This window comes from Vibrio gallaecicus, assembly GCF_024347495.1.
In the GTDB taxonomy this organism is placed as follows: domain Bacteria; phylum Pseudomonadota; class Gammaproteobacteria; order Enterobacterales; family Vibrionaceae; genus Vibrio; species Vibrio gallaecicus.
In genome coordinates this window covers 1,389,928-1,415,758 of record NZ_AP025491.1, presented here as the reverse complement: position 1 = coordinate 1,415,758, position 25,831 = coordinate 1,389,928, and the positions used below count along the sequence as shown (strand labels likewise).

Here is a 25,831-nt window from a genome sequence, read left to right as displayed (position 1 = left end):
ACCCTAGGTTCTTTCGGTCAACCTAGTGGTCGTTTTTTTATGCTTCTAACTTTATCTTTTAAGTGCGAGGTCTTTTTATGTGCCGGGTCTATTAAGAAAGAGCCTTTTTAATCACAAGAAGTTTCTCGGTGAACTCAGCAAAACCATATCCGCCCGGTTTAGACATAACGAGGCTAGGGTGGTGCTCTAACTTGTCCCAATAATGTTGGATGTTTGCTACACCAATGGTGAGAGGTAAAGATTCAAACATCTGCTGATCATTCATAGAGTCACCCACATAGCAGGTATGCTGGTGAATATCTCCTTCTGAAAATCCTTGTTCTTCCAAAAACTGATGAACTGCATTTCTCTTAGAATGGTCACCATACCAAGCGTTAATGTGAATAGAACTGGCGGTTGCGTGAGCGCCTAATTCATGGATTTCTTTCAGTACTGCTTGCACTATTTTTTGATCAACGGGCTCACAGTTCTGCCCAATATCAATCGCCACTTCACATAGACGGTATTCTTGATCTAACGTGAGTGATAGCTCTGGGTAGCGGGTAAGAATGGCTTCTATTTGTTGTTTTAGCTTAGCTTGGTTTGCTCTGATATCGGCTAGTGGAAGGTTAGTGCTTATCTTCAGTGAGCCTGATTCCTTTTTAAGTAAAAAAGCCCCATTTTCACCAAGTACTGCATCAACAGGCCAAAGCTGGGCGATGTGATCACACCAGCCTGCACATGCCCCTGTTACCGCAACGACTTTAATTCCGTTGTCTCGGAGTTTCTGAAGCGCAATTAATGTCTCTGGTGGTAAAGATCCTTCCCAGGTTAGGGTGTCATCGACATCGGTGAATACCCAGTTTATGTCTTTCCACTGCGCATTAAGCTGTTCTTCCATGCTTACTTTCATACTTAAGCTCGCTAATGTCATTGAGAGGGTGGTTGGTTAAGTTACTAGAGTTTTGAGATGTTTGTTTTTAAGCCCACCACCTGATCTTTTTGTCAAAGTTCAAGTGGCTTAAATAAGAGATTGAGTTTAGAAGATACAGTGTTTGGCGAAATCAGTGGCTTCATTGGTGGTCCAGTCACCTTTCGGCTTATCTTTCATATCCTGACACCAAGCTTCACTGCCCACTTCTGTACAGGCCATAAGCTGAGTCGCAAGAAAGATCACTAAAGCGAGTTTTTTCATCATAACATCCATATTTAACTGATAAGAGCCATTGATATTACAAGCTTATTTAGAAAGACCCAAGTGTGTTTTGACGGTGTTTTTTAATAAAATCGCATTTTTAACATTGTGTGTTTTTGATGATAATTATTACTCTGGATTTAAGGATTTATGACTAACAACGAAAAAGGCCAGCAAAATGCTGGCCCTTAGAATCTGTAACAATACTGTTTAAACGAGTTTCATCTCTTGGATGATATCTGAAGCGATTTCTGGTTTTGTGCTTGTTGGCTTCTCGTGTAAATCAGACTTTAATTGTCCTTTTCGGTTGCTTAGCCCCGCTTCTAGTTTTTTTAGTGAAGCAGCGATTGCAGGATACATTACATCGTCAGTTGATTTTGCTGAAACTCGAACACCTTCGTAGTTTGTGAACACCTCTACCTGATGTTGGTTGTGTTCTTTCGTAATAATAATGTCGCAACTGATCAATTGTGGAAAGTGGTTAGCGATTTTATCGAACTTACTTTCGATTTCTTTTCGTGAGTCGTCGTTAATTGATACGTGATGTGTTTGAACGTTTACTTTCATAAATCATACCTTTCCAATGACTGTGTAACCTAAACGTAGCAAAGATGCGGTAATTTGACCAAGAAGGTATTCACACATGTGTGATTGACTTCCATGTTATCAAATAATCTCTATTGAGCCCCTTGAATATAGGGTAACTAGCACGCATATTATGTTTCGACAAAACGAAGACTGTGCAAAAAAACTCCATTCTAAATTTTATTGTATCTATTCTTATTCCTAATACGTTCTATGTTGGTTTTTTGCAGCTTGTTGGCACTATTTCTGATCGACTTTTTTAAAGGTTCAGAGCGTCAATATACATTGGGTTGCTCGTTCATATCCTATTTTTCTCTCTAATAAGGTTAGCAGTGTTGCCACAGTCTGCAGTTAAGTTTTCCTCCTAAATGAAGTTTTGTATCTCGTTAAGCTAGCTACTCACTGCTATTGTAGTGATCCAAAAGATAGAACATTACTCCAACTAGATTATTTATCTGCGTGAAAAGAATCCTACGAACACAGGCAGCCTTTCGCTGCCTCTGCTACATAGTATTAAAATACTAAGATGTGAATTCGTAAGAGGATGGCACGACAATCACGCCATTTTTTGAAATGTGAAATCGTTCTGCATCGACCTTGTCATTAAGGCCTATGGTGGTGCCATCTGGCACTTTTACGTGCTTATCAATGATGCAGTTTTGGATATGACAATTCTTACCGATTTCGACCTCTTCAAATAGAATACTATCAATCACAATGGCGGCATTATTGACTTTAACTTTTGGGAAAAAGATGGAGTTCTGAGCCGAACCTCCCTCTATTACCACACCATTGGCAATCATTGAATTAATGAAGATTCCTTGGTTGCCTTCTACTGAGGCAACCGTTCGAGCTGGTGGCTGTTGAGGTTCATAGGTTCGTATTGCCCAATCTGGTTGGTATAAATCAATGGGAGAAATTGGCTTCAACAAGTCCATATTGGCTTGGTAGTAAGAATCAATGGTACCGACATCTCGCCAATAAGTATCTTGAGTGACGCGCCCGGCTTCATCACCAAATTTATAAGCGTAGACTCTTTGGTTATCGACCAGTTTTGGTATCACATCTTTACCAAAATCATGGCTTGAATTTGGGTCTTCTACATCATCAAGTAACGCTCTAATTAATACCTCTTTATCGAATATATAAATCCCCATAGACGCAAGGCTGCGTGTTGGCTTGTTTGGTACGCAAGCTGGATAGTTGGGTTTTACTGAAAAATTCTGAATTTGTTGTGCGTCGTCTATTTCCATTACGCCAAATTCCTTGGCTTCATCAATAGACACTTCCATACATGCAACCGTTAAGTCGGCTTTGGAATGCTTATGTTGTGCAAGCATTGGGGCGTAATCCATACGGTAGATATGGTCACCAGAAAGAACAACAACATGCTTAGCATCGCTCCGAGAGAGCAGGTATAAATTTTGATAAATCGCATCGGCAGTTCCGCTGTACCAACTGTCTCCCGTTCTCATCTGTGGCGGTACATTGGTAATAAATTCGCCCAACTCTGGGTTTAACACCGACCACCCGTCACGTAAGTGTTTTTGTAGAGAATGCGATTTATATTGAGTTAACACTAATATTTGACGAAGCCCAGAGTGCAAGCAATTCGCTAAGGTGAAGTCAATAATTCGATACTTTCCACCAAAAGGAACGGCAGGTTTCGCTCGGTTGTCCGTTAGTGGTGAAAGGCGAGAGCCAACACCGCCTGCTAATACAATAGTTAATGTATCTTGCATAATCAGAGCCTCTATACGTTATGTTTTTATTTGGTTACCTATGTAATTAGCAAGCATTAAGCCAAAACTAACCTGTTGAATAGTATAGATAAGATCGTAGTAGATTTGAGGATCGCACCAAAAAGTGGCACGCAATCGGGCACTTGCTTACTTTTGGTGATTTTACCGGTCAGAGTACAGTGGAAAATAACCATATACGGAACTGATGCACATAAAAGTTGCATTACAAAACTGTCAATAAAAATCGCCTATAAAGTGATCGTATCGATATAAATGTAAATGTTTAATTAATAGATTTCACAAATTGATTTCCATCAAAAAAGTAGGGTTATTGTGGTGTTACCTTGCACGCAAATTAAGAAATGATTCTTCATTCACTAATAAAAAGAAAGCCCTACAAAAGGAAATAATAATGAAAAAAACAGTATGTGGTTTAGCTATTTTAACAGCCCTAATGTCAACGAATGTCCTTGCTCATAAAGAAGGTGACATCATTATTCGTGCTGGTGTTGCAACTGTCGCACCTAATGATAGTAGTGGTGATGTATTAAATTCTGCAGGTTCGGAATTTTCAGTAGATTCGAATACACAGCTTGGACTCACGTTTGGCTATATGATTACTGATAACATTAGTTTCGAAGTGCTTGCGGCTACGCCATTTTCTCACAGCATATCGACAAACTTAGGTGGATTGGGTGAGATTGCAGATACTAAGCACTTACCACCAACATTTATGGTGCAGTACTACTTCGGTGATGCTGAAAGCGATTTTCGTCCTTATGTCGGTGCTGGTATTAACTACACGGTATTTTTCGACGAAGAGCTAAACAGCACGGGTAAGAATGCAGGGTTGAGTGACCTTTCTTTGGATGATTCTTGGGGTTTGGCGGCGAACATTGGTGCTGACTACATGTTGAATGATGATTGGTTCCTAAATGCATCGGTTTGGTATGCAGATATAGATACAACAGCGAAATACAAAGCTGGGGGAACCACTTACTCAACAGATGTCACTATCGACCCATGGGTGTTTATGATTGGCGGCGGTTATCAATTCTAAGTGGAATGATTCCATTCGCTAGCTAACTTATCTTCAAGAATGTTTAAGTATTCTAAAGAATAAAACAATAGCCTGAGATCGCTTTCGTGCTCAGGCTTTTTTGTGTCTGGAAACCATACGAGATCCAAATTGGTCATGCTTTGTTAATATAATAGAAGTATTACTGTCATATCTCGCCTTTAGTATCCCTCCCTCAAATTATGGAGGATTTATGAATCGTAACGCTTTTAAGCAGAGAAATAATAAGTTAAACAAGTTTGCTTTGCTGGTCCCAGCAATGGCGACGTCAGTATTATGTGGCTGTAGTCAAAATACCACTTCAGAGATCAGCCAAACGGTCAGCTCTTTTTCTGCTAGTGATTCTTTTGGTATTCAATGTGCCGAGAAGCAAGCCCCAACCGTCAGTGATGCGGAATTAACGGGCATCACCCTTGTTGGGCGTGCTATCGCTCAAGCACCATTTGCGACTTCAGCCGCTGAAATTGTGAGTTACGATTCATGCACCGACAAACTTTATGTTGTAAATGCTCAAGCTAAGATTATTGATGTTCTTGAGCTAGATTCTTCGACTAAACCAACTCCCTCAGGGCAAATAGATCTGCAGTCAGCAGCGCGACATTCAGGTATTGAGATTGGTGCAGCAAACAGTGTTTCCGCTAACAATGGACTCGTGGCTGTAGCCATTGAAAATTCGAATAAACAACAAAATGGCGTCATTGCGCTTTATCGTTCCGACACTCTAGAGCTAATCACCACTTACGCTGCCGGCGCTCTGCCAGACATGGTGAGCTTTTCTAAAGATGGGCGCTATTTAGCAGCAGCAAATGAAGGTGAACCCAATGCTGACTATTCGATTGACCCTGAAGGAAGCGTGACTCTGGTTGATATGTCGAATGGTCCTTTAAACGCAAATAGCCCTTTAGATGCAAAAGTGTCACAGATTGATTTTAGAGCCTTTAACTCTGGCGAATATCGTCATTCAGAGTTAACCAATAAGGTTAGAGTATCAGCGCCAACTGCCACAGTCGCTCAAGACTTAGAACCGGAATATCTGACGTTTGGTGACAATGGAAAGTTGTATGTTGCATTGCAAGAAAATAATGCCTTGGCAGCGATTGATGTAGCGACTGCTAGCATTGATAGTATTTTTGGTCTTGGTGGTAAGTCTTGGGAAGACTCGAAATTAGACGCTTCTAATAAAGATAAAAAGCTTGGCAATTTTCAAAGCAACCCAATGCTAGAAGGGCTTTATATGCCAGATAGTATCACTAGCTACAGCGTAAATGGTGCTACATATATCATGACTGCAAATGAAGGTGATGGTCGTGAATATGGCATTGAAGTCACGCAAAAACAGTGTGATGAAAAAGAGTATGAATGGGATGGTGATGACTACCAAGACACAGCTGAATACTCGACTAAAACAGACTTTTGTATTGCTTATGTCGATGAAGTGCGAGGGAGTAAACTCAAAGTGGATGCGAACCACCCTTTAGCTGAAGCTCTGAAAGATAAAAAGCAATTGGGTCGATTAAAAGTTATTAAACCGCAAGACACACTCAGCGCTGATGAAAAAGTTCAAGCGTTCGGTAGCCGATCTTTTTCTATATGGGATGAATCTGGTAAACGAGTGTTTGATAGCGGAGATGATTTTGCTCGTATTACGCTAGAAGCGAATCCAAAGAACTTTAATAGCACGAATGATAACAACACGAGTGCAGATGACCGCAGTGATGATAAAGGGGCTGAACCTGAAGCCATTGAAGTAGCGAAGATTAATGGTCGCCAATACGCATTTATTGGGTTAGAGCGCCAAGGTGGCATCATGGTTTATGATGTGACCCAGCCTGCTAAATCTCGTTTTATCACTTATGTAAATAATCGAAACTTTGATGAACCAGTCTGTACTCAGGTAGACGAAGAAGGGGAATGCAGTAACGGTATTTATAACCCTCAAGCGGGTGATTTAGGTCCTGAATCAATCAAGTACTTCACTCGTTCAGGTGACCATTTTATCGCGGTTGGCAATGAAGTGAGTGGCAGCACGTCAGTTTACCGCGTTGAATTTTAATCACGCTTACTGTTACTCGATTTAACCCAAACAAAAGCGCCACTACTGAATAAGTAGTGGCGCTTTCTATTTATACTTCGCAAATGTATGCGTGATAATTGGTTTCTATGGTTGTTGCTTAGTTGGTGCTAAAGCAATCTCACGGATACATACGTTCTGTGGTTGTTGGTAAGCGAATGATACCGCGCGTGCGATATCGTCTGCTGCCAATACGCCACCCATGTCTTCTTTCCAAGAATCGTAACCATCTTTGATTTCTTGAGATGTTGTGTGAGACAGAAGTTCAGTCTCTACTGCACCCGGTGCGATAGTGGTAACGCGAACATTTGATGCCGCAACTTCTTCACGAACGTTTTCAGAAATAGCGTGAACAGCGAACTTAGTACCACAGTAAGCAGCGTGGCTTGGGAAAGTTTTCTTACCCGCGATTGAGCTGATGTTGATGATAGTACCTGTGTTGCGTTCCATCATTGGAGCAAGAACAGATTGCATGCCGTTTAGAAGACCAATTACGTTCACATCGAACATTGTCTTCCACTCTTGAGCGTCTTGAGTATCGATTTGACCAAGAAGCATTGCACCAGCGTTGTTGATAAGCGCATCTACAGGGCCAAATTTCTCTTCACCTTGTGCGATTGCTGCATCAAAAGACGCTTTGTCTGTTACGTCTACTTTCAAAGATAGAGAGTTTGGTAGGTTAAGCGCTTCAAGGCGGTCAACACGACGAGCTAAAAGTAGCAGAGGGTGGCCTTCATCGCTTAGACGACGAGCGATTGCTTCACCAATACCAGAGCTTGCACCTGTAATTACGATTAGTTTTTTCATTTTATTTCCTCTGTACTTTTATTGCGTCGGTTGGCTACGACGTATTGTTTAAGTGCATTCGAATCAAGTGCTTGTTGCCTTGCTTCGTTGCGATGGAGGTATATTAAGGAAAATAGCATTGTTGATATATAGCGCTTTACTTGAAACACTGTTGCTGTGATGCAACAATAAACATGTACTCTCTATTACTTCATCATCTTAAAATCTCACAACTAAGCTGGCGACCATGCTCAATCAAATTAACCTGTCTGATATTCGTTCTTTCGTGCTTATCGCTCGTTTAGGTAACTTTACCAAAGCAGCGGAGGAGCTTGATGTGTCGCGCTCCCACGTATCACGCCAAGTGAGTAGCCTAGAAAAGCAGATGGGCGTGACGTTGTTTATCCGTACCACTCGAACCTTAAGACTGACGCACGCAGGGCAAGATCTGTACGCGAGATGTGAACAAGCCTTAGATAATATAGACCAAGCTCTGATTGCTGCTGTGGATGATGTCGAAGAAGTACGTGGCGACATAAAAGTAAATTGTGTCGGTGGTTATCTTGGTGAAGTGATCATCGCGGATCTGGTCAATGAGTTCATGCAGCTCTACCCAGACATCAGCATTAGCCTTGATTTCAGTAGTAACCGAGTCGACTTGATTGAAGATGCGTTTGATATTGCTTTTCGCATGGGAAGCCTAGAAGACGCGGGCTTTATCGCAAGAAAGCTCTTAGATATTGAAATGGGAACACTCGCGAGCCCTGAGTATTTCGCTCGTAAAGGAAAGCCTAATCACCCCAAAGATTTGATCCATCATGATTGTTTAACGGGTTCGGTGCGCAAGTGGAGCTTTCAAGCGCTAGATGACACCAAGAAAACAGTCGATGTGCATGTGACGGGCAGACTGCAATGTAAAAATGGTCGAGTACTAGTACAGGGCGCGAAGTCGGGCAACGGGATTATTCGCGTGCCAACCATCTATTGCTTACAAGAACTTAATGACGGGCAACTAGAGCAGGTGTTTGATGAGTGGGTGGTGCCTAAAGTGGACTTTTCAGCGATCTACCATCGAGACCGTTATCAACCGAGTCGAATTCGAACCTTCATTGATTTCGTAAAAAGTCGCTTTGAGCAAATGCCAGTGAGCTAAGGCTTCGGGGTTCTCTCTTTCGTTATTCCTAGAATAAAATGTAGATAGAACGTATAGAAAAATAATAACAGGAAGGTCGCCACTATGTTCAACATAGATTTTTCAAAGAGATTGGTTATAGAAACCGAACCATTAGATTGGGTCGCGAGCCCAGCCAAAGGGGTATGGCGCAAGCCGCTAGAAAGAGAAGATAAAGAATCGGGTCACACGACTAGCGTAGTTAAGTACGATCCTGAATCTTCATTTTCTGAGCACCCGCATCCGGAAGGAGAAGAGATCTTCGTGTTAGACGGCGTTTTCTCTGATGAAACTGGGGATTTCCCAGCGGGTACTTACATTCGTAATCCACCAGGTAGTGCGCATTCTCCATCGAGCAAAAGTGGCTGTACTATCTTGGTTAAGCTCAATCAGTTTGATGCAAGGGACTTAACTGAAGTTCGTATTAATACGCTTGAAAAGGAATGGCTTCCGGGCATTGGTGGCTTACAAGTGATGCCATTGCATGAATTTGAGCACGAACATGTTGCATTAGTGAAGTGGCCCGTGGGCGAGCGTTTTCAGCCGCATCGTCATTTTGGAGGTGAAGAGATCTTTGTGTTGTCTGGCACTTTTAAAGATGAACATGGCGAATACCCCAAACATACTTGGATGCGCAGCCCGCACATGAGCGAGCACTTCCCTTATGTAGAAGAAGAAACGGTTATCTTCGTTAAAACCGGTCACCTGCCATTGGTATAGCGATGAGCTCGACAAACAAATAGAAAAAGCCGCTTTGTTCAGTAAGCGGCTTTTAACTTTTTATTTCTTGCGTAACTATTTTTATGTATTTATTTTTTATAGCCTATTTCTATCTATTGGCTGACTAGTAAGCGACACCAATGCGTTGGCGTGGGTACTGACCGGTTTCTAACTCATCAATCATTGCGATTGCGTAATCGATGACTGAAATCCTGCTATTGCCAGCGTCGTCTGTAAGCAGTTGGTCACCACCAGTACGGTAAGTCGATAGCTTATCTCCAGGGAATATTTCAGCCGCAGGGCTAATGAAAGTCCAGTTAAGCTCGCTACTAGATTGTTTGAAAGTCTTTAGTGCTTCGCTTTGTGCAAGAGCTTCGTTTTTGTAATCAGCAGGAAAATCAGGAACGGTAACCAGAGCGACATTAGGGGCGACCTCAAGCGAACCTGCTCCTCCTACCCAAAGTAAGCGATGGATGTTCAGGTTTGGCAATGAAGTAAGTAGCTTTTTAGCTGTGTTGTTTACAATGTCGTGATTACCCATTGCACGCCCGCCAATCGATGCGATCACTGCGTCTACACCAGACAAAGCATCGGATAGATTTGTGTTGTCACTCAGCAGATCAAATTGACGCACTTCTACATTGTCCAATTCTACTCGGCTAGGATCTCTGACAACTGCAACCACTTCATGCCCACGAGATTGAGCTTCTTGCGCGATGTGACTACCAATCCAACCTGAAGCGCCTAATACTGCAATTTTCATAATATTTCTCCAATTCTCTAATTTATTGAGTCGTTTTCTCGACAGCCATTGCAGTCTAATAGCTCACTAGGTTGCGATAAATATCGCCAAATGATGTAGATTGTATCTATATAGTTATCTAATTAACTTGGTTAAGCAGCTAAACTCGAATCAAACTGGATAATCAGAAAAAATTGGGAGCGTGTGATGGATAAATTGACTGCAATGCGCAGCTTTGTAGAGGTGGCGAATTGTGCCAGTTTTACGCAAGCAGCTGAGCACTTAGGATTAAGTCGATTACAGGTATCACGCCACGTTCAAGAGATTGAAGCTTGGTTGAAACAACGATTACTGCATCGCACAACACGAAAGGTGAGCCTTACAACTGCGGGAGAAGAGGCACTAAATCGTTGTGAAAAAATACTGTATGAAACCACCGAATTAGAACTGACCGCTTTGAATCGAAATGATCAGTTATCGGGCACAATTCGTGTTGCCGCACCTATAGGGTTAACTCAAAACATACTACTCGACGCTGTAGAGCAGTTCACCGAATTGCATCCCAATATCACAGTTGAACTATTTGCATCGGATCATTTTGCGCAGTTGGTCGATGAAAGGATAGATATCGCCCTTCGCTATACTGATCAACCTGACGACAGTTTGATCGCTCGCAAGTTGATGGTTATTGATTCCGTAGTGTGTGCTTCAGCTGAATATTTGTCTAAGTATGGTGAACCTCAGCATATTGACGATCTTAAAGATCATAACTGTTTTAGGCACTTAGGTGCTTCTTCTTGGACGTTTGTCAAAGATAATCAGCATAAAGCTGTTGAGGTAACAGGAACGATAATCGCCAATGATATTGGTGTATTAGCCAGTGCTGCCCAGCACGGAAAAGGCATTGTCCACCTGCCTTGTGATTTGGCAAATCCTTTAATTAATAGTGGGAAACTGCAGCCCATCCTTAATGAATTTGTTGTACCCAGCAGCGTGTTATGGGCGGTCTATCTTTCTCGCAGTTATCAATTGCCTATAGTGCGGCAGTTTATTGATTTTGTTGCACAATCTTGGAGTTCTGACATTAAACTTGGCGATGCTTAATGGTGAAGGTTTATTTCCAAAATACAAAAATCCGATACTCAAACGAATATCGGATTTGAACTCAATAGAGAAGTTCCAGTGTTTGATTGCTAATAAAGGACTGCCTTGTTTCATTTACTGCCTATGTTCCCTCCTTGTCATGAATTCTCTCACCTATCTATAGAGTGGCTCCTGATAGTTATTCCAACACATAGCTATTTCACATATAACTATTTCACACATAACTGTCTGTATCCAATCCACATTCATTGCTGTACCTAACCACTTTATACGTAGCTATGCTTGCTTTGATGACCTTCAACGATACCTAACGGAATAGATGGTAGAGGCTGATATAAACTTTCAGTCATATCTGATAAAACTTGGTCAAAGACTTGGGCGATAACCGTTGAAACATCGCTGGTTAAATCGTACATCGCTTTTGGCGATAAGTTGATGGTCTCGCTGGATGCTAATTCTGATAGTTCGTGTATCGCTCGGCAGCCTATTGGCGAGGCAATACTAAGTGGGCATATCAGCGCTAGCTGATTCAGCTTTCGAACGGTTTTATCACAGTAAAATTTGACCCTTTGCTGGTCATCAATGGAATCCATATCTGGAATGCAAATTCGTAGCTTAGTTAGCACTTCCATGCTGTCGAGTACTTGTTGCCAGTTCATATGATATTCGCTCATCATATCTTCGCGCTCAGACTGAATAAGCCAGTTGATCATCACTTCATCTAGCAGGTACATGCTGTGTCTGATGTTTTTTCCATGGATAGTTTGGTTGCGAACTAAGCTTCGGCTTTGCCAATCATCATGCATTGCTTTGAGTTTATTTTGATAGATTCGGTACATTGGCCGACTATCTAACGGTGCTTTTGTTTGTAATAACTCGGATGTTTCAAGGATATCAGCGTAGATTTCGTTGACCTTAAAAATAGCTTCACTGGTGAGTTTGCAGGACAGTGCATAGTGAGTAGCAGCTCGGTGCTGTCGTGATAGCTGCAGTATTTGCCTTATCAACACTAGCGTTTCAAATTTCTGGCTGAGTGTCGCTTGTCGCTTTGTTGAATAGTGAAATAATGTCGTGAGAATGGCTAACGATGTAACAATTGAAAGAATGACAAACATATCTAACTCCTTTTATGTTTATACCTATTTAGTGGTAATTCATTATCTGTGCCATATTTTTAATTTAAATAAATCAATTGGTTATGATTATCTTGATTATGTGCCTGCTCTAGAATAGTGCACTGGTTCACTAGATTAGTGAGAAAGCTAGAGTAAATAAGCGACTTTAATGGTTCTTCGGCGTCGATATGCCTGAAAGATAAAGAGTCGAATCTAGCTAACCTTTTATACAAGGCTAGCCAGATTGGGTTACACAGAGATGTACATTCGGAGAGTGGATGATGAAGATATGACTAAAGCTAATGTCGGATGTGTCAGTGAGAAAACAGATAATCCCTAAGCTTTTTTAGGTTGATAATTCGTTAAGTCAATAGCTTGGTAAGTCAGTAGCCCCATTAATCAATAGCTCGATAAGTCGATCACTTTATTACACAGCTTACTCAAAGCAAGTTGGTCATGGCTGATCAAAATAAGCCCACAATTGGCTTCTTTAGAAACTTCAACAATCAGCTTAAGCGTTTGGGCTGCTGTAATTGGGTCTAAACGCGATGATGGCTCATCCGCAATCAAAAATTTCGGACTCATTAATAGGGCTCGTAAAATCGCAAACCTTTGTAATTCTCCACCAGACACTTGGCTTGAAGGGCGCTCGAGCAGATCTTGATCAAGGCTTAATCTATCTAAAAGTGCGGTTATCTTGCTTCGGTCTAGCTTGTGAAGCGCACATAAGTCATTCAGTAACGTTTTTAAAGTCACGTGAGGAGAATGCGCACTTGGTGGATCTTGATAAAGCTTAAGGCGTTGTCCTTTTTCGACGGCTTGAAGCCAGTCTATACTCCCAGAAAAGTCGTTATGTAAACCTAAAAGGGTGTCGGCGAGTGATGATTTTCCACACCCACTGTCTCCGTAGATCCCGAGCACTTCTCCTTGATCTAATGAAAATGTGAGTTCTGAAAATAGAGTTTTTTCTTCACGATAAATCGAGAGATCGTGCACTTTTAGCAGAGACTTCTTTACTATGTGGAGATTCGATGAGCTGGAGTCAACTTGCTGTGGATGTGATGATAATGGGGATTCCATTAACCAATATTCTGGTTGTGCATGAATGAGTGCCTTTGTATAGGCGGCTTGTGGATTCTCTAGAACCGTGTTCGCATCTCCTCGCTCAACTATCTCGCCTTCTTTCATTACAATAATGTCGCCACCTAACATTTTAGCTAACTTAATGTCATGAGTGATGGTGAGTAGCCCGCGTGGTTTTTTAGTTTCAAATGATTGGCAATGAGAAAGAAGAAGTTGACCAACATGATCTCGCCTGCTTTCGTCTAACCCTTTTGTTGGTTCATCTGCAATTAATAGCTTGCCCCCTGCTTGGGTTGCGCATAAATAGGCGGCACGTTGTGCCATCCCGCCAGAGAGTTCAAATGGGTATTTCCCGCCATCGCTGTCTAATTCCATTTGTTGAAGTGCGTGGTGGGTGCGTACTTCACTTGTCGATTTATCTTTGTTTAATACCAGCTTATGAACTTCGCTTATTTGCGAAGCAATAGTACGTAATGGGTTAAGCGCTAACCAAGGTTCTTGAGGTAACAGAGCGATCTCTTTCCCCCAAAATCGTTCTCGATTTAAAGGGTTGAGTTCATCAAATAAAGTAATGTCACCTTCTGGTTTTAATGCATCAGGCAGCGTGCCTGCAACAGCTGCGGCTATTAGGCTTTTACCAGCGCCCGTTTCACCTAAGATAGTGAGTGGGCGATGGGGATTCAAATCTAAACTTAGGTTATGAACTAAGGTTTGATCGTCAGTATAAATCGATAGATTTTCAATTTTTAGCATCGCGTTCATACTGTTACTCCTTTGTCCGCTTGTTTGTCTAGTTGCGATTTTTCTTGTTTAGACATCGGGTTATTATGCGAATGTTTTTTTGATGACTGAGTAACGCGTTTTCCTTGAGCTAATAAATGAAAGCTTAATACGAGAAGAAAAACGGTCAGTACTGGTTGAAGTAAAACCCACGGTGCTTGGTGGTAGTAACGAAACAGCTCTACCATCATCAGCCCTAATTCTGCTTCTGGCGGCTTAAGCCCAACGTGCAGGAACCCTAATGACGCCAGTGCTAATATTGAATTGCCAGTACCAAAACAAAATAAGGTGAATAAATCATTTCGACAATCTGGCCATAAGTGGCGCTTGAATATATACCAGTGGTTGAATCCATAAAGGCGGGAAGCTTCAACAGCCGGCGACTGAATAAGCGATAAGGTTCGGTTACGTGATACTCGGAAAAAATCCACCCAGAGCATTAGCGATATGGCGATATACAGAATGAGAAATGAACCCGGAACCATGGCTGCAAAAAGCAAAACAAGGATTAAGCCGGGCATGGCAAGTATCATATTCACGTTGAATGAAAATATCTTATCCCACCAACCTTGTTTCCAACCTGCTATCACACCCATTGACGTTCCTAATAACGCAGCCGTTGTGATACTGACTAATGCCATAGAAAGTGAAGTGGTGATGGCATGACTTAACCTTGCTAGATTACTGCGCCCAAAATGGTCTCGACCTAAAGGCTCCTCTGCAGAAGGAGTGGTGAATGCTAGGTCTAGATTTTGCGTGGCAATATCACCTTGATAGAAGGTACGTTCCAGAATAACCACGCTTAACAAGGTGGCTAAGATAATCAGACCTAACCATTGCGGCTTTGTTAAATTCATACGATCTTAACCTTCTTATTTTCGGATTCTGCTTGTCGTTTATTAGGTTTTAATTTTGAAAATAAAGCAGAGGGTCTGTTAGCACGCTGCCTTGGGTCTAATTGGTAGTTAACAAGATCGACTAACGTATTGATGACCACAAATAGAAGCCCCATTAGCAATGCTGTCCCTTGAATCATTGGAATATCTCTACGGAAAATTGCGTGAGCTAAGGCGTGACCAATGCCCGGCCAAGAGAATAATGATTCGATCATAATGATCCCTTCAATTAACCCCGTTGCTTGAACGCCAACAAAAGTAATCACTGGCAAGGCAATATGCTTATGGGCGTGATGCTGAAAAGCTTGTGTTTCATTCAGTCCTTTTAAGCGAGCAAATAAGAAGTGAGGAGCTGTGATGGCATCATGAGTGGCATTTCTTATAAGGCGACTAGACATTGCAGCCAGTGATAGTGCTAAGGCGAGGGCGGGTAAAATGATAAACTCGACACGTCCAAAGCCAGCTACAGGCAGCCAATTCAGTTGTAACGCAAAAATAATCACTAACGCTAAACCAATCAGAAATACAGGCTGCGCCCTTAATATGATGGAACCTAATAGTGAGAAGTGGTCTGCAAAAGAGTCGGTTCGTCTACCACAATAAATGCCGATAGGGATAGCAATGACAAGGGACATGACAGTTGCGACGGCTGCCAATAAAATGGAGTGTCCAAGCTGGTGGCTGATTTCATTAATCACGGGTGCACCGCTGATCAATGAGTTACCTAGGTCAAAGTGGAGAAGATCCCACAACCATTCGAGGTATAGCTGAAAACCCGAGCGATCAAGCCCTAGTTCTTGGTAAACCGCTTGTGCCGCATCTGCATCTACATAATCGTACCCGTAGCGACCGGCTGCAATTCGAAAAGCAAAATCGCCGGGTAACAAGCGCATTAATATGAAAGTTAGTGTTCCGATACTCCAAGCCACAAAGCCGGCTTGGAGTAGTCTTCGGATTAAGATATTAATCATTAATCGTCATCTCTGAGATACGGTAATTGATCTCAAATGGGTCAAAAGAGAAGTGGTTAACACGTTCATTGACCGCCACTAATTGAGTGTAGAAAGTCACAGGGATCAGTGGCATTTCTTCCGCTAGAATGGATGAAGCCTCTTGAGTCATTTGATTATACTGCTCTTGGTTTGGTTCAACCGATAGGCGCTCAAGTAAGTTGCTGAACTCTTCAGAAGACCAGTTCATCGGCCCCCAATCACTGCCTTTATGGCTAGCAAAATCGCGCATTAACAAGGCTAGGGGATCCGCCGTTGTGCCAAAATTACGCGCCACGAGCGCCATTTCTAAGGTTCCGTCTTTATGCTTAGATGGAATCGCACTTGAGTTGTCGATAGAAACATTCACTTGAATGCCAACTTCTTTAAGCTGAGCTTGGATAGCGGTTGCCACGATAGGCAGTTCAGGTCTGTCAGAATAGGTGGTTAAAGTGATGTTGAAGGTTTTACCTTCTCGCGAAAGAATACCTTCTTCACTTGGCTGCCAACCTTGCCCGGCTAGTAATGTTTTCGCTTGGTCGATATTGCGCTGAGTTTGCTCAAGGGTATCGATGTGCCATGCGCCAAGAGAAGGTGCAAACAGTTGATACGCTTCAGACCCTGGAACACGGACGATTTGTTTTGAAATACCAGTTCGGTCTAACGCAAGGCTTATCGCTTGACGCACATCTGAATGATCTAAAAATGGGTGTTCATTATTCAATTTAATTAGGATCGTTCTTGGAATAGATTCCATCACGAGTTCAACATTTTTAGTTGATTCAAGAACATCGATACTGGCTGGGTCTAGTGTATAGACGAGATCCGCTTGCCCTGTTTGAGCTAATAAAGCACGGCTTTCAGAACGATGACCTGCAAGGTAGTGAACATGCTCAATTGAAGCATTTGTGCCCCAATATTCATTGTTCTTTATAACATGAGCTTTGTGAGGTGCTTGCAACTCTTGAATCTTATAAGGACCAGTGCCACTTAATTCAGCCACGTTGCCTTGTTGATCAAATGAACTTGGTGCAGCGATAGCAGCAGTATAATGAGCTAATACAGCCAGTAATGGGCGATAAGGTTGAGATAGTTCGATGACTAGAAGGTTGTCTGAAGCTGATATTTCTTTGATGGGAACACGCTTTAATACGCCAGGTTTCTTTAAAGCGTGAGAAAGAGAAGTTTGAACGGCTTGTGCGGTCAGTGGTGAACCATCATGGAAAATAACATCTGGGCGTATTGTAAACTCCCAACGTAAATTGTTATCGCTAGTCGTCCATTCTTTCGCTAATAAAGGTGTAACGTTGCCTGACTTATCGATAGCAGTCAGCGCTTCAACGACTTGTAACCGTGTAAATAGGTAGCCGTTTTTCGATAAATCTTGATCGGTAAATTCGAAGGGACCTGAAATATTGAGAGTGGTGGGTTCCGTGTCTTTCGATGGTACGAATGTCCATATAAGTAGTGCACTGATGGAAAGTAGAGCCAGTGCGGCAAGCTTTTTCATGCTTTTGTCCTAGTAATGGTTAAAAACTTGAAATGTTATAACATAACAATCAATTGTTGTTAATGATAATAATTGCTAATTGAGTTGATTTTTACAGGACATGAGTGTGAAAAAGCCCCACTGAAATCAGTGAGGCTATTTATTTGGAATGCTTTTGGAGGTAAAGCGGGTTTATTTAATGACGTTTCAGCCAGAAGTTGGCGGGTTAGCCAGTTAAATACGCTTGATTAAGCGAGCTTAAGGTCAAACTTGTTGCGGTACATCACCATATCTTCAATGGTCAGTACTGGCATGTTGTGCAGTTTACCAAATGCAACGATCTCAGGGGCTTTAGCCATAGTACCGTCTGGGTTGGTTACTTCACATAATACGCCTGCAGGAGCAAAACCAGCCATTTGCATTAAATCGACTGTGCCTTCTGTATGACCACGGCGAGCTAGAACGCCACCTTTACGAGCACGTAATGGGAATACGTGACCAGGGCGTGCAAGGTCTGATGGCTTCGCATTTGGGTTTGCAGCTGTTTTGATAGTCGTAACGCGATCTTTTGCAGATACGCCGGTAGTCACGCCTTCTTTCGCTTCAATAGTCACAGTGAATGCGGTTTGATTCGCACTGTTGTTATCAACAACCATTGGAGGAAGCTCAAGCTGATTGGCTTGTTCGTCGGTCAAGCATAGGCAAACAATGCCGCTACATTCGCGGATCATTAGTGCCATTTGAGCGTCAGTTAGGTGCTCGACAGAGTAGATAATATCACCTTCATTTTCACGATTTTCATCGTCTAAAAGCAATACACCACGGCCTTCTCTTAAGGCTTCGAGAGCATTTTCAACGCGAGTAATTGGTTCGCCAAATTCGGCAAGTAGTGAAGACTGATTCATGGTTAAACTCCTAAATATCACCAGAATCAGGGCTGTATGAGGGACTAAAAACAAACACAACCATCCCCACTTATTACCGGTGGCGATTCGCGTGTAATGGTTTTATCCAAAACGAAATACACCGTCTCACTATGTGAGCGGTGTGTTTTCATTCTCTCTCATCCGGACTATAACCGTCGGCTCTGGCATCTCACCAGATCTGCTGACCTCGACGTATCGAGCGCTCGCGGGCTTATTCAGGAAAATCCATACATAAAAATTGAATATGAATGGAAAACTAAACATACCGCCGGTGGGGAATTGCGCCCCGCCCTGAGAATAAAAATTAAATATGTTGCTTCATTCGTTACGAATTTAAATTGTGCTGCCATTTAAATTTCAAAAACGCAGTGAGCGAGAGAATGGTAATCCTTTCAATCTTAGATTTAAAGGACTGGTAGCAAAGTTTCACTTAATTTACCGTTAGGTGGTCTTTAATTGGTTATTTAGTGCCCGTAAATAGATTCATGCAGTTGAGTTTGGCTCAAGAATGAAGAATGAAGAATGAAGGTTAAGCTGAAAGACCAGTTTCCAAATGTTTTAAGAAGCTAGCCATAGTCGGGCTTGTGAGTGTTTCTTTATTCTGAATCAAATTTTAAGCGGCGATGGCTGGTGTTTTCGTCAAGTTGACCGCGCAATCGAATAAGTCCCTACTTAAGTAGGGTTATTTTGCCTTAGGATAACATTTCTGACATAAACCTGATGTTCTTCATATTCGGCTAAGTTAGGATTCGCCCTTTCCGCACGGACTGCAGCGTTACAATGATTGATTATATTGCCAATAAATCTAAAGGGTTACTGTTATTAGCTTTTAGCCTTTATTCACTTCTGCCTGTTGTATTGATTGGCGTTGATTTTGACCTTGGGCAATCAATTGAACCTTTTGTGGGCCGTTTTATGACGCTGCTGACAGACTCAGCAGGCAGCTCTGGTTTTCTTGTGACCTTAGCGGTACTGAGTGCACTAACGCTACGACTAAAATTTCCTCGAATTAAGTTTTTAAGCTTGGCTATTCAACTCTCATTACTGTTAGTGATTTGCTTCTCAGCTAAGACATTGCTGAAGCATTCGACAGAAAGCCCGCGACCTTATACTGAGTACCTTGCTCAAGTCGATTTAATCGAACTCCCTGAAAGTTTTTATCAACTATCACTAAGTGAAAAAAATGAAGTGATCATGAACGTGACAAGTAATGTGAGTGAATGGCGAGTGCATCATTGGCTTGGGGAACAAGATTACTCTTTCCCTTCTGGACACACTATTTTTGTCGCGACTTGTATAGCTTTCTTTGGTGGGTTGTTTTTTGAAAGCCGTAAGTTTACTTGGGTCGCTGGGCTGATGATTTGGGCTGCTGGGGTTGCTTACAGCCGCTTATGGCTAGGCATGCATCGACCAGAAGACTTGATTGGTTCTGTTGTGTTAGCAGCGCTGATTTATCTAATGGTGCCGAAAATCCCTATCCCTATGCTTAAACAATATTTACCGACAGTATTATTTAACAAGGGTTTAATTTAACAAGGCTTTGATTTGATTTTTGGGAATTTGGCCGTTTATTCGCTTTCTTGATTTAATCCTAATTCCTTTTGTTTCTTTTTGGTTAGACCGAGAGAAACGATTCGATAAGACTCTTTCAGATAGTAGATAAGCTCTTCATCCGAGTTTGGGGTGGACTCATAGTGTTGTATCCACTTCATTCCTCTAGACGCAAAATATGGGGCGGGCTTGTAGCCAGTTTGCTCGCTCAAAAAGTCATAATTTAGATCTGATGTTTTAAAAATAAAAGCAGGTTGGTCATTCGGTCCCCAGCCTCCAATCGCGAAAACCTTCCCTCCGACTTTCCATACGTGCGAGTTATTCCACTGGACAACATAGCTAGTGGCAGGAAGAGCTTTGCAAAATTCATTGTATTCATCATAAGTCATATTCTGAACCTTCTTTATCCTTTCATTTATCTATCTACCCACTATGGTATTGGGGTTGTTAGTTATGTATTAAAAGCCACTGACTCCTTGCCAAACGGCGGTTATCCCACTTGCTGAGCAGAGCACAAGAGCTCCGACACGAATCTTTTCTTTAGGGAGCGTCTGAGTGGTGAGTAAGGCTAACTTGTAGCCAAGCCAAGAAGCTGGAATAAGTGGCATCGTTATCCATAGGTGGTGCAAAGTAAAGAAACCAGCAGGAATCTGTACTATCAACGAGATGATAGAGCTAAAGACAAAAAAGGCGGATAAATTGCCGCGAAGTTGGTTGGCTTCTTGATGCTGAAGCAATAGCGCCATTGGAGGACCACCAATGCCAGAGCTGGTGCCAAAGAAACCAGAGAAAAAACCTGCAATACCCATTTTGATCGGTGTGGGCTCAATTCTAAAAGGCAGCAAACTAATGATAACAGCTAAAACAACAAGCAGACCCAGCCAAAGAGACAGCACCTGAGTTGACACCATCACCAATAAAAACCCGCCAGCGATTGAGCCTGGGATTCGTCCAATCAGAGCTACTTTCAAGCCTCCAATAGAAATATTGGAGCGGTGCTTCATTGCATTCAATATTGCAATGAACAGCCCAATTAAACAAATTGGCGCGGGCACATAGTCGGGAGAAATAAGAAAAAGTACAGGAGCTGCAACAATAGCTAAGCCAAATCCAATCGCAGTTTGGACGAATGATCCAAGAAAGATGAGAGTCATGGCGATTAAGACGGTTTGGTCAAAGTAGTCTGTGAGCATATGCACTATTAGAGTATGAGGGCTGAATGAGCACTATAAAGTAAAGTCACCGGGATTGATGCAATAACGGGAAGTATTTCTTTATAGGATCATGTTCTTACCGTTATGTATTTGAGGGGTGAATCATTAAGAATTAATGGGTTTATAAGATAAATAAAACGGGAATAAACGTACGTTTATTCCCAGTTGAAAAAGCGTTAAGCAAACGCAGGTTGAAGACGTGCAACGGGTTTATCATTGATAGGTAAATGTATTAAAGCTGCAAGGAATGCTAATACAACCGTTGACCACCAAATTGGCTCATATGACCCGTAGTAATCGTAAATTCGACCACCTGCCCATGCCCCTAAAAAGCTGCCGACTTGGTGAGTAAAAAAGACCAAACCATAAAGACTTGAAAGGTAGCGAGCACCAAAAATTTGTCTTACAAGCCCTGAAGTAAGTGGCACTGTACCTAGCCAACAAAAACCAATAGCACCACCAAATAGTGCAGCTGTCGGTTCTGTTACTGGCAGTGTTACGAAAGCGGCAATCACCACTGTTCTTACGAAATAGAGAGCAGACATGACATGACGTTTGCTGAATTTGTCCCCCATGACTCCCCAAAAATAAGAACCGAAGATGTTAAAAATACCCACGTAAGCTAGAGCCATAGCAGCACTGCTAGCGGGTAAGTTCTTATCTGCTAAATAGCTTGGTAAGTGAGTAGCAATAAACATAACGTGAAAACCACACACAAAGAATCCGGCATGGATAAGCCAATATCCCTTGTGAGAAAACGCCTCTCTCAACGCTTCTTTCAACGTTTGATTATCTTCATTTTGAGCTTGAATATTTGCCGAAGCCTGTGATTTTGGAGCTCTCATGAATAATGCAAATGAAATCATGAGGCAGGTTAAAAGCGCGAATACTTGCATGGCAGTTTGCCAGTTAAATTCATTTAACATGTATTGCGCTCCTGGGATCACAGCAAACATACCAAATGAACCAGCAGCCGTTGTTAAACCAAAAGCTTTTGCTGCATGTTCAGCTGGCACTACTTTGGCTACTGCACCAAGCACAATTACATAGCTAGTTGCGCTTAGCCCCAAGCCAATCAAAGCACCAAGTGATACGTATAACATGCTTGATTCTGTAGTCACTGAGGTGAGTAACAGACCTAAACCGTAGGCGCATGCTCCTGCAATGATGATTTTTCTTGCGCCCCATTTGTCTGCTGCCATGCCTACGAAAGGTTGAAAAACACCAAAGAGAAGATTTTGAAGCGCGATAGCAAAGCTGAAAAACTCTCGGCCTGTACCGAAATATTCTGAAATGGGCATCATGAAAATGCCAAATGATTGTCTAATCCCTAGACTGATAATCAGTGTGCCAATCCCTAGCCATACTAATAAAGGAAAACGGAAAATGCTCATTATAGTACTCGCAGTTAGTAATGGTGTCGCGCGGTGTTATGAATCGTTAGATCTAATGTGGTTTTAGATTCGGCGTAGCTTTAGTGGTGATGCTGGTGATCAGCCATATTGTGTTCTCCCGATTGCTGGTGGCACCCACTGTTAACGGCGTGCTGGGCTAATAGCTCAATCAAAGGCTTGCTGTGATGAACGATGACTAAGCTAATGATCAGTAATATGATCATCCTGCATAGTTGAGCGAAAAGTGATTGTGAGAACATAAGTCACGAAATGCTGGTCTGTCGAAAATAGGCGCGCATCATAAAGCCGCTATGAAATACTGACAAATGAGAATATGTGATTCAATCTATGCGTTTTATGCATAGATTGGTTAAGTAAGTCTGACCATTCCATGTAGATGAGGTAAACAAAACTAGAAACTTGAATAACCCATTCGAAGCATACATAGAAGGAATGACTTAGGAAGGGCTTTACTGAAGTTGCTACTGTGATATTAACAACGGTGATTAACAGCTATGACGAAAGGGTGATGTGAAAGAGATCGTGCTAGAAGAAGACCTCATAAAACAGCATTTTCTATGGTGCATTAAATAGCTTAATTTTTAATGGTGTAACAGAGGTTTTACACAGTAATTAAAAATTAACAGCAGCCTGTTCCTCGACATTTTTTATAAAGATCGTCATTTTATGCGCTCGATCACTTTACTCATGATGAAGTAAAGAGCTTTAAATTTAGGGATATGGAAGCAATAAGCGCATGGATAAAGATCATAATCTTCGAGAGAACCTCTTGGCTCTTTTACTAGGTAGCGCACTGGTTTCATTAGGTGTTATCTTCTTCAATCAAGTAGGTTTATTGACTGGTGGAACTGCTGGTTTGGCTATCTTTTTAACTAAGGTCTCTGACTTTAGTTTCGGGCAAGTTTTCTTTGCTCTCAATCTACCTTTCTATATTCTTTCTGTCACTCGCATGGGGTGGCGTTTCACCATTAATACCTTTGTTGCCGTTTCCATTGTTTCGTTTGCAGTAGATCATTTGCATCATGTTATCCAAATAGCAGAAATCAATACTATTTATGCTGCCGTAATTGGTGGCGGTTTAATTGGTATGGGGATGTTGGTTATTTTCAGGCACAAGATGAGCCTAGGCGGTTTTAATATTCTAGCGCTGTACTTGCAAGAGCGGTTTGGGATTCGTGCAGGTAAGATTCAAATGGTTTTAGATTGTACCATAGTTGTATTGTCGTTCTTTATTGTAGATATCACTCTGATCTTACTTTCTGTAGTGGGTGCTGTTGTTACTAACTTAATTCTCGCAATGAACCACAAACCCGGTCGTTATCAGCCTGTTCAGCAAGCTAAAGCGGCGTAAAATACAGAAAGAAAATCAGGTTTCTGCATCGACTAGTTTTGTATTTACTCTTTTGTGATTATTAAATGCGATTATCAAAAAGCCCGCCTAACTTCATTGACAAGTTAGGCGGGCTTTTTAGTTTATACATTCATTCGTAAAAACATCGATTAAACGTTTTAGTCTGGATTAACACTTATTACAGTCATTTCCTGGCTTGGTATCGCAATCAATGATATTGCCATGGCTATCAAGTGATAAATGGCAACACTCTTCAAATAATCTCTTCAATTCACCGCGGCTCTTTTGCACGCGAGATTTAACCGTCGAGTAACTGATCCCTTGCTGCTTAGCGAGTTCCTTTTGGCTTTGTCCTTTAATATCAATCGCGAACAATAGAGAAGCATTCTGCTCCGGTAAAGCTTGAATAAAAGGTTCAATGCACTTTGATAAATCTTGCTCAAAACTAGAATCATGATCGGCATTCGTAAACCATAAATCACTGGCATCTAGCTCGTTGTCTCTTTGATGACGAGAGCGTTTCCGGTAAAAGTCGATGATGGTTCGGTTCGCCAGTTGAAAAAGCCATGCCTTTACGCTGTCTGCATCTTGAACAGTATTAAGGCTTTGATAGGTCTTGATCAAAATCTCTTGCAGTAGGTCATCAACATCTGCTGAATTACTAACCTTAGAATGAAGGAAAGTCTTCAAAGCTTGCTGGTAGTCTTTCCAGACTTGCTCTAACTGTAAAGCGGTACTAGTTGCACTGTTCATTTGCACAACACTCGTCTTGTAAGAAATCAATAACGCCTTCGAGGCATTCATACTCTGCCACGCAAAATAGGGTTCTTCCTTCACGTCTTTGGCTGATTAGACCTGCCGATGCAAGGCTTGAAATATGGTGAGATAAGGTAGAACCAGGGATACCTAATTCCTCCTGTAGACCTCCAACTGCAATGCCTTGGTAGCCAGCTTTAACGACACTCTTATAAATAGTTAGGCGAATAGGGTGACCCAACTCTTTAAGTGCTTTCGCAACGACTTCTAAGTTCATGTGTGCTCCTAAATATTTAATTCGATAATAATCGAAATAATGATGAATTACAAATGATGAATAGGAGGTTAGTAAATACGAAAACTAAAATAATGCTTGTAAGAAGATAAGAAGATAAGAAGATAAAGATGAATGAACTCATCTTTATCTATAAATGTATTGGTTTTAATCCAAAATAATGGAATTAAAAATCTCGTAGATCCAACTCATTGTTGATCAAAACGACACATTGAGAAGCGAAAAGCATATTCGGACCCAGACTGATCTTTTCTGTTCCTAATCTTTTTAAGCTGTTATAGCTCTTTTTCGGCATTGGAATGTGGTCTGTTAACAAGAAACATGGATTGTCTGCAATCTCAGCATCTCTAACGAAGGTTCCCTTCTTATCCATCATATAGAGTTGATGATCTTCGGCTAATTCTTTCATTAGCTTTTCAAAGCTAACAGTTCGAACTGTGATACCTGGTTCAACCTGACGACTTTGTTCTTTGGTCATTCCTTTAGAGGCGTCAGCTGCTCTAACAACAGCTGCAAGTAGAGCCGCCTCATGAAACCCGCCAATATTAGTAATTTCATTTGAATCGAAAGTAATGGTTCGTGAAAAGTCTTTAGTACTTTCTAATACCAGATGAACAGTGATATCAGCACGGTGAGATTGTGCAACAAAGATTGTATTCATCAGTGTATGGGCAAGAATCTCAGTGTGAGCATCTTGACCGACCCCTTCAAGGATAAGGTGACTTTCTGTGGGAGCAGCTCGAGCTCTTAAAACAAATGAACGCATAGCAAATACCTTGTTAGCTTTCAGTATTACGC

At 41.8% G+C, this 25,831-nt stretch carries 25 protein-coding genes and 1 riboswitch; of the genes, 7 read left to right on the top strand and 18 right to left on the bottom strand.

Going from position 1 to position 25,831, the window contains the following annotated elements; genetic code table 11:
• Window positions 1–91: 91 nt before the first annotated feature.
• The 4 genes from OCU78_RS21185 to glgC form a co-directional block, all read right to left on the bottom strand.
• Window positions 92–880 (bottom strand): HAD-IIB family hydrolase, encoded by a 789-nt coding sequence (locus OCU78_RS21185; protein WP_137372242.1) that lies wholly within the window; start codon window positions 878–880, stop codon window positions 92–94.
• Window positions 881–1,018: 138 nt separating this feature from the next.
• Window positions 1,019–1,174, bottom strand: coding sequence for a DUF3012 domain-containing protein (locus tag OCU78_RS21180; RefSeq protein ID WP_137372241.1), 156 nt, complete (start codon window positions 1,172–1,174; stop codon window positions 1,019–1,021).
• A gap of 210 nt (window positions 1,175–1,384) precedes the next feature.
• Entirely contained in the window at window positions 1,385–1,741 is a 357-nt protein-coding gene (hpf, locus tag OCU78_RS21175) for a ribosome hibernation-promoting factor, HPF/YfiA family (RefSeq protein ID WP_137371635.1), read from the bottom strand.
• 539 nt (window positions 1,742–2,280) lie between these two features.
• Window positions 2,281–3,501 (bottom strand): glucose-1-phosphate adenylyltransferase, encoded by a 1,221-nt coding sequence (gene glgC / locus OCU78_RS21170; RefSeq protein ID WP_137371634.1) that lies wholly within the window; start codon window positions 3,499–3,501, stop codon window positions 2,281–2,283.
• Window positions 3,502–3,913: 412 nt separating this feature from the next.
• On the opposite strand from glgC, the gene ompW reads away from it, so the two are divergent.
• Both ompW and OCU78_RS21160 read left to right on the top strand, forming a co-directional pair.
• A complete protein-coding gene (ompW, locus tag OCU78_RS21165) occupies window positions 3,914–4,561 on the top strand; it encodes an outer membrane protein OmpW (protein ID WP_137371633.1) in 648 nt (215 codons plus the stop codon).
• Window positions 4,562–4,772: 211 nt separating this feature from the next.
• Window positions 4,773–6,632, top strand: a complete 1,860-nt coding sequence (locus OCU78_RS21160) for a choice-of-anchor I family protein (protein WP_180033653.1) — start codon at window positions 4,773–4,775, stop codon at window positions 6,630–6,632.
• Window positions 6,633–6,737: 105 nt separating this feature from the next.
• Here OCU78_RS21160 and OCU78_RS21155 read toward each other — a convergent pair whose 3' ends face one another.
• A complete protein-coding gene (locus OCU78_RS21155; protein ID WP_137371632.1) occupies window positions 6,738–7,457 on the bottom strand; it encodes an SDR family oxidoreductase in 720 nt (239 codons plus the stop codon).
• A gap of 226 nt (window positions 7,458–7,683) precedes the next feature.
• Between OCU78_RS21155 and OCU78_RS21150 the strand changes: the two genes are divergently transcribed.
• A complete protein-coding gene (locus OCU78_RS21150) occupies window positions 7,684–8,589 on the top strand; it encodes a LysR family transcriptional regulator (protein WP_137371631.1) in 906 nt (301 codons plus the stop codon).
• An 84-nt stretch (window positions 8,590–8,673) separates the two neighbouring features.
• Window positions 8,674–9,327, top strand: coding sequence for a cupin domain-containing protein (locus OCU78_RS21145; RefSeq protein WP_137371630.1), 654 nt, complete (start codon window positions 8,674–8,676; stop codon window positions 9,325–9,327).
• 124 nt (window positions 9,328–9,451) lie between these two features.
• On the opposite strand, the gene OCU78_RS21140 is transcribed toward OCU78_RS21145, so the two are convergent.
• A complete protein-coding gene (locus OCU78_RS21140) occupies window positions 9,452–10,090 on the bottom strand; it encodes an NAD(P)-dependent oxidoreductase (RefSeq protein ID WP_137371629.1) in 639 nt (212 codons plus the stop codon).
• 186 nt (window positions 10,091–10,276) lie between these two features.
• On the opposite strand from OCU78_RS21140, the gene OCU78_RS21135 reads away from it, so the two are divergent.
• Window positions 10,277–11,173: a LysR family transcriptional regulator gene (locus OCU78_RS21135; RefSeq protein WP_137371628.1), complete on the top strand. Its 897-nt coding sequence runs from the start codon at window positions 10,277–10,279 to the stop codon at window positions 11,171–11,173.
• A gap of 266 nt (window positions 11,174–11,439) precedes the next feature.
• On the opposite strand, the gene OCU78_RS21130 is transcribed toward OCU78_RS21135, so the two are convergent.
• The 6 genes from OCU78_RS21130 to ribB all read right to left on the bottom strand — a co-directional run bounded on the left by OCU78_RS21130 (window position 11,440) and on the right by ribB (window position 18,430).
• On the bottom strand, window positions 11,440–12,288 hold the full coding sequence (locus OCU78_RS21130) for a hypothetical protein (RefSeq protein WP_137371627.1): 849 nt from the start codon (window positions 12,286–12,288) through the stop codon (window positions 11,440–11,442).
• A 399-nt stretch (window positions 12,289–12,687) separates the two neighbouring features.
• Window positions 12,688–14,133 carry an ABC transporter ATP-binding protein gene (locus OCU78_RS21125; RefSeq protein ID WP_137371626.1) on the bottom strand — a complete coding sequence of 482 codons (1,446 nt, stop codon included), beginning with the start codon at window positions 14,131–14,133 and terminating at the stop codon, window positions 12,688–12,690.
• On the bottom strand, window positions 14,130–15,008 hold the full coding sequence (locus OCU78_RS21120) for an ABC transporter permease (RefSeq protein ID WP_137371625.1): 879 nt from the start codon (window positions 15,006–15,008) through the stop codon (window positions 14,130–14,132). Before OCU78_RS21120 ends, OCU78_RS21125 begins: the two co-directional genes overlap by 4 nt.
• Window positions 15,005–16,018 carry an ABC transporter permease gene (locus OCU78_RS21115; protein WP_137371624.1) on the bottom strand — a complete coding sequence of 338 codons (1,014 nt, stop codon included), beginning with the start codon at window positions 16,016–16,018 and terminating at the stop codon, window positions 15,005–15,007. The genes OCU78_RS21120 and OCU78_RS21115 overlap by 4 nt, the downstream gene beginning before the upstream one ends.
• Window positions 16,011–17,546: an ABC transporter substrate-binding protein gene (locus OCU78_RS21110; RefSeq protein ID WP_137371623.1), complete on the bottom strand. Its 1,536-nt coding sequence runs from the start codon at window positions 17,544–17,546 to the stop codon at window positions 16,011–16,013. The genes OCU78_RS21115 and OCU78_RS21110 overlap by 8 nt, the downstream gene beginning before the upstream one ends.
• A 227-nt stretch (window positions 17,547–17,773) precedes the next feature.
• Entirely contained in the window at window positions 17,774–18,430 is a 657-nt protein-coding gene (gene ribB, locus OCU78_RS21105) for a 3,4-dihydroxy-2-butanone-4-phosphate synthase (protein WP_137371622.1), read from the bottom strand.
• Window positions 18,431–18,576: 146 nt separating this feature from the next.
• Window positions 18,577–18,754, bottom strand: a riboswitch (FMN riboswitch).
• 477 nt (window positions 18,755–19,231) lie between these two features.
• Between ribB and OCU78_RS21100 the strand changes: the two genes are divergently transcribed.
• Window positions 19,232–19,984 carry a phosphatase PAP2 family protein gene (locus OCU78_RS21100; protein WP_137371621.1) on the top strand — a complete coding sequence of 251 codons (753 nt, stop codon included), beginning with the start codon at window positions 19,232–19,234 and terminating at the stop codon, window positions 19,982–19,984.
• A 35-nt stretch (window positions 19,985–20,019) separates the two neighbouring features.
• Here the strand turns inward: OCU78_RS21100 and OCU78_RS21095 are convergent, their stop codons facing one another.
• The 3 genes from OCU78_RS21095 to OCU78_RS21085 all read right to left on the bottom strand — a co-directional run bounded on the left by OCU78_RS21095 (window position 20,020) and on the right by OCU78_RS21085 (window position 22,610).
• Window positions 20,020–20,391 (bottom strand): MmcQ/YjbR family DNA-binding protein, encoded by a 372-nt coding sequence (locus tag OCU78_RS21095; protein WP_137371620.1) that lies wholly within the window; start codon window positions 20,389–20,391, stop codon window positions 20,020–20,022.
• Window positions 20,392–20,460: 69 nt separating this feature from the next.
• On the bottom strand, window positions 20,461–21,195 hold the full coding sequence (locus tag OCU78_RS21090; RefSeq protein ID WP_137371619.1) for a sulfite exporter TauE/SafE family protein: 735 nt from the start codon (window positions 21,193–21,195) through the stop codon (window positions 20,461–20,463).
• Window positions 21,196–21,392: 197 nt separating this feature from the next.
• Complete coding sequence (locus OCU78_RS21085; RefSeq protein ID WP_137371618.1) at window positions 21,393–22,610, bottom strand: MFS transporter; 1,218 nt, start codon at window positions 22,608–22,610, stop codon at window positions 21,393–21,395.
• 757 nt (window positions 22,611–23,367) lie between these two features.
• Here OCU78_RS21085 and OCU78_RS21075 point away from each other — a divergent pair.
• On the top strand, window positions 23,368–23,982 hold the full coding sequence (locus OCU78_RS21075) for a YitT family protein (protein WP_137371616.1): 615 nt from the start codon (window positions 23,368–23,370) through the stop codon (window positions 23,980–23,982).
• 168 nt (window positions 23,983–24,150) lie between these two features.
• On the opposite strand, the gene sigZ is transcribed toward OCU78_RS21075, so the two are convergent.
• From sigZ to trmY, 3 genes are all read right to left on the bottom strand, one after another.
• Window positions 24,151–24,735: an RNA polymerase sigma factor SigZ gene (gene sigZ / locus OCU78_RS21070; RefSeq protein WP_137371615.1), complete on the bottom strand. Its 585-nt coding sequence runs from the start codon at window positions 24,733–24,735 to the stop codon at window positions 24,151–24,153.
• Window positions 24,719–25,015 carry an ArsR/SmtB family transcription factor gene (locus OCU78_RS21065; RefSeq protein ID WP_102453375.1) on the bottom strand — a complete coding sequence of 99 codons (297 nt, stop codon included), beginning with the start codon at window positions 25,013–25,015 and terminating at the stop codon, window positions 24,719–24,721. The genes sigZ and OCU78_RS21065 overlap by 17 nt, the downstream gene beginning before the upstream one ends.
• A 184-nt stretch (window positions 25,016–25,199) precedes the next feature.
• Window positions 25,200–25,799: a tRNA (pseudouridine(54)-N(1))-methyltransferase TrmY gene (trmY, locus tag OCU78_RS21060; RefSeq protein WP_137371614.1), complete on the bottom strand. Its 600-nt coding sequence runs from the start codon at window positions 25,797–25,799 to the stop codon at window positions 25,200–25,202.
• Window positions 25,800–25,831 lie beyond the last annotated feature (32 nt).

What these genes read in the sequence shown, in the direction of transcription:
- OCU78_RS21140 (WP_137371629.1), bottom strand. Translation starts at nt 10,090, where the DNA reads ATGAAAATTGCAGTATTAGGCGCTTCAGGTTGGATTGGTAGTCACATC.
- OCU78_RS21085 (WP_137371618.1), bottom strand. Translation starts at nt 22,610, where the DNA reads ATGAGCATTTTCCGTTTTCCTTTATTAGTATGGCTAGGGATTGGCACA.
- OCU78_RS21115 (WP_137371624.1), bottom strand. Translation starts at nt 16,018, where the DNA reads ATGATTAATATCTTAATCCGAAGACTACTCCAAGCCGGCTTTGTGGCT.
- OCU78_RS21150 (WP_137371631.1), top strand. Translation starts at nt 7,684, where the DNA reads ATGCTCAATCAAATTAACCTGTCTGATATTCGTTCTTTCGTGCTTATC.
- OCU78_RS21160 (WP_180033653.1), top strand. Translation starts at nt 4,773, where the DNA reads ATGAATCGTAACGCTTTTAAGCAGAGAAATAATAAGTTAAACAAGTTT.
- ribB (WP_137371622.1), bottom strand. Translation starts at nt 18,430, where the DNA reads ATGAATCAGTCTTCACTACTTGCCGAATTTGGCGAACCAATTACTCGC.
- OCU78_RS21100 (WP_137371621.1), top strand. Translation starts at nt 19,232, where the DNA reads ATGATTGATTATATTGCCAATAAATCTAAAGGGTTACTGTTATTAGCT.
- OCU78_RS21145 (WP_137371630.1), top strand. Translation starts at nt 8,674, where the DNA reads ATGTTCAACATAGATTTTTCAAAGAGATTGGTTATAGAAACCGAACCA.
- OCU78_RS21075 (WP_137371616.1), top strand. Translation starts at nt 23,368, where the DNA reads ATGGATAAAGATCATAATCTTCGAGAGAACCTCTTGGCTCTTTTACTA.
- hpf (WP_137371635.1), bottom strand. Translation starts at nt 1,741, where the DNA reads ATGAAAGTAAACGTTCAAACACATCACGTATCAATTAACGACGACTCA.
- OCU78_RS21180 (WP_137372241.1), bottom strand. Translation starts at nt 1,174, where the DNA reads ATGAAAAAACTCGCTTTAGTGATCTTTCTTGCGACTCAGCTTATGGCC.
- ompW (WP_137371633.1), top strand. Translation starts at nt 3,914, where the DNA reads ATGAAAAAAACAGTATGTGGTTTAGCTATTTTAACAGCCCTAATGTCA.
- OCU78_RS21095 (WP_137371620.1), bottom strand. Translation starts at nt 20,391, where the DNA reads ATGACTTATGATGAATACAATGAATTTTGCAAAGCTCTTCCTGCCACT.
- OCU78_RS21130 (WP_137371627.1), bottom strand. Translation starts at nt 12,288, where the DNA reads ATGTTTGTCATTCTTTCAATTGTTACATCGTTAGCCATTCTCACGACA.
- OCU78_RS21090 (WP_137371619.1), bottom strand. Translation starts at nt 21,195, where the DNA reads ATGCTCACAGACTACTTTGACCAAACCGTCTTAATCGCCATGACTCTC.
- OCU78_RS21185 (WP_137372242.1), bottom strand. Translation starts at nt 880, where the DNA reads ATGGAAGAACAGCTTAATGCGCAGTGGAAAGACATAAACTGGGTATTC.
- trmY (WP_137371614.1), bottom strand. Translation starts at nt 25,799, where the DNA reads ATGCGTTCATTTGTTTTAAGAGCTCGAGCTGCTCCCACAGAAAGTCAC.
- OCU78_RS21135 (WP_137371628.1), top strand. Translation starts at nt 10,277, where the DNA reads ATGGATAAATTGACTGCAATGCGCAGCTTTGTAGAGGTGGCGAATTGT.
- glgC (WP_137371634.1), bottom strand. Translation starts at nt 3,501, where the DNA reads ATGCAAGATACATTAACTATTGTATTAGCAGGCGGTGTTGGCTCTCGC.
- OCU78_RS21065 (WP_102453375.1), bottom strand. Translation starts at nt 25,015, where the DNA reads ATGAACTTAGAAGTCGTTGCGAAAGCACTTAAAGAGTTGGGTCACCCT.
- sigZ (WP_137371615.1), bottom strand. Translation starts at nt 24,735, where the DNA reads ATGAACAGTGCAACTAGTACCGCTTTACAGTTAGAGCAAGTCTGGAAA.
- OCU78_RS21125 (WP_137371626.1), bottom strand. Translation starts at nt 14,133, where the DNA reads ATGAACGCGATGCTAAAAATTGAAAATCTATCGATTTATACTGACGAT.
- OCU78_RS21155 (WP_137371632.1), bottom strand. Translation starts at nt 7,457, where the DNA reads ATGAAAAAACTAATCGTAATTACAGGTGCAAGCTCTGGTATTGGTGAA.
- OCU78_RS21110 (WP_137371623.1), bottom strand. Translation starts at nt 17,546, where the DNA reads ATGAAAAAGCTTGCCGCACTGGCTCTACTTTCCATCAGTGCACTACTT.
- OCU78_RS21120 (WP_137371625.1), bottom strand. Translation starts at nt 15,008, where the DNA reads ATGAATTTAACAAAGCCGCAATGGTTAGGTCTGATTATCTTAGCCACC.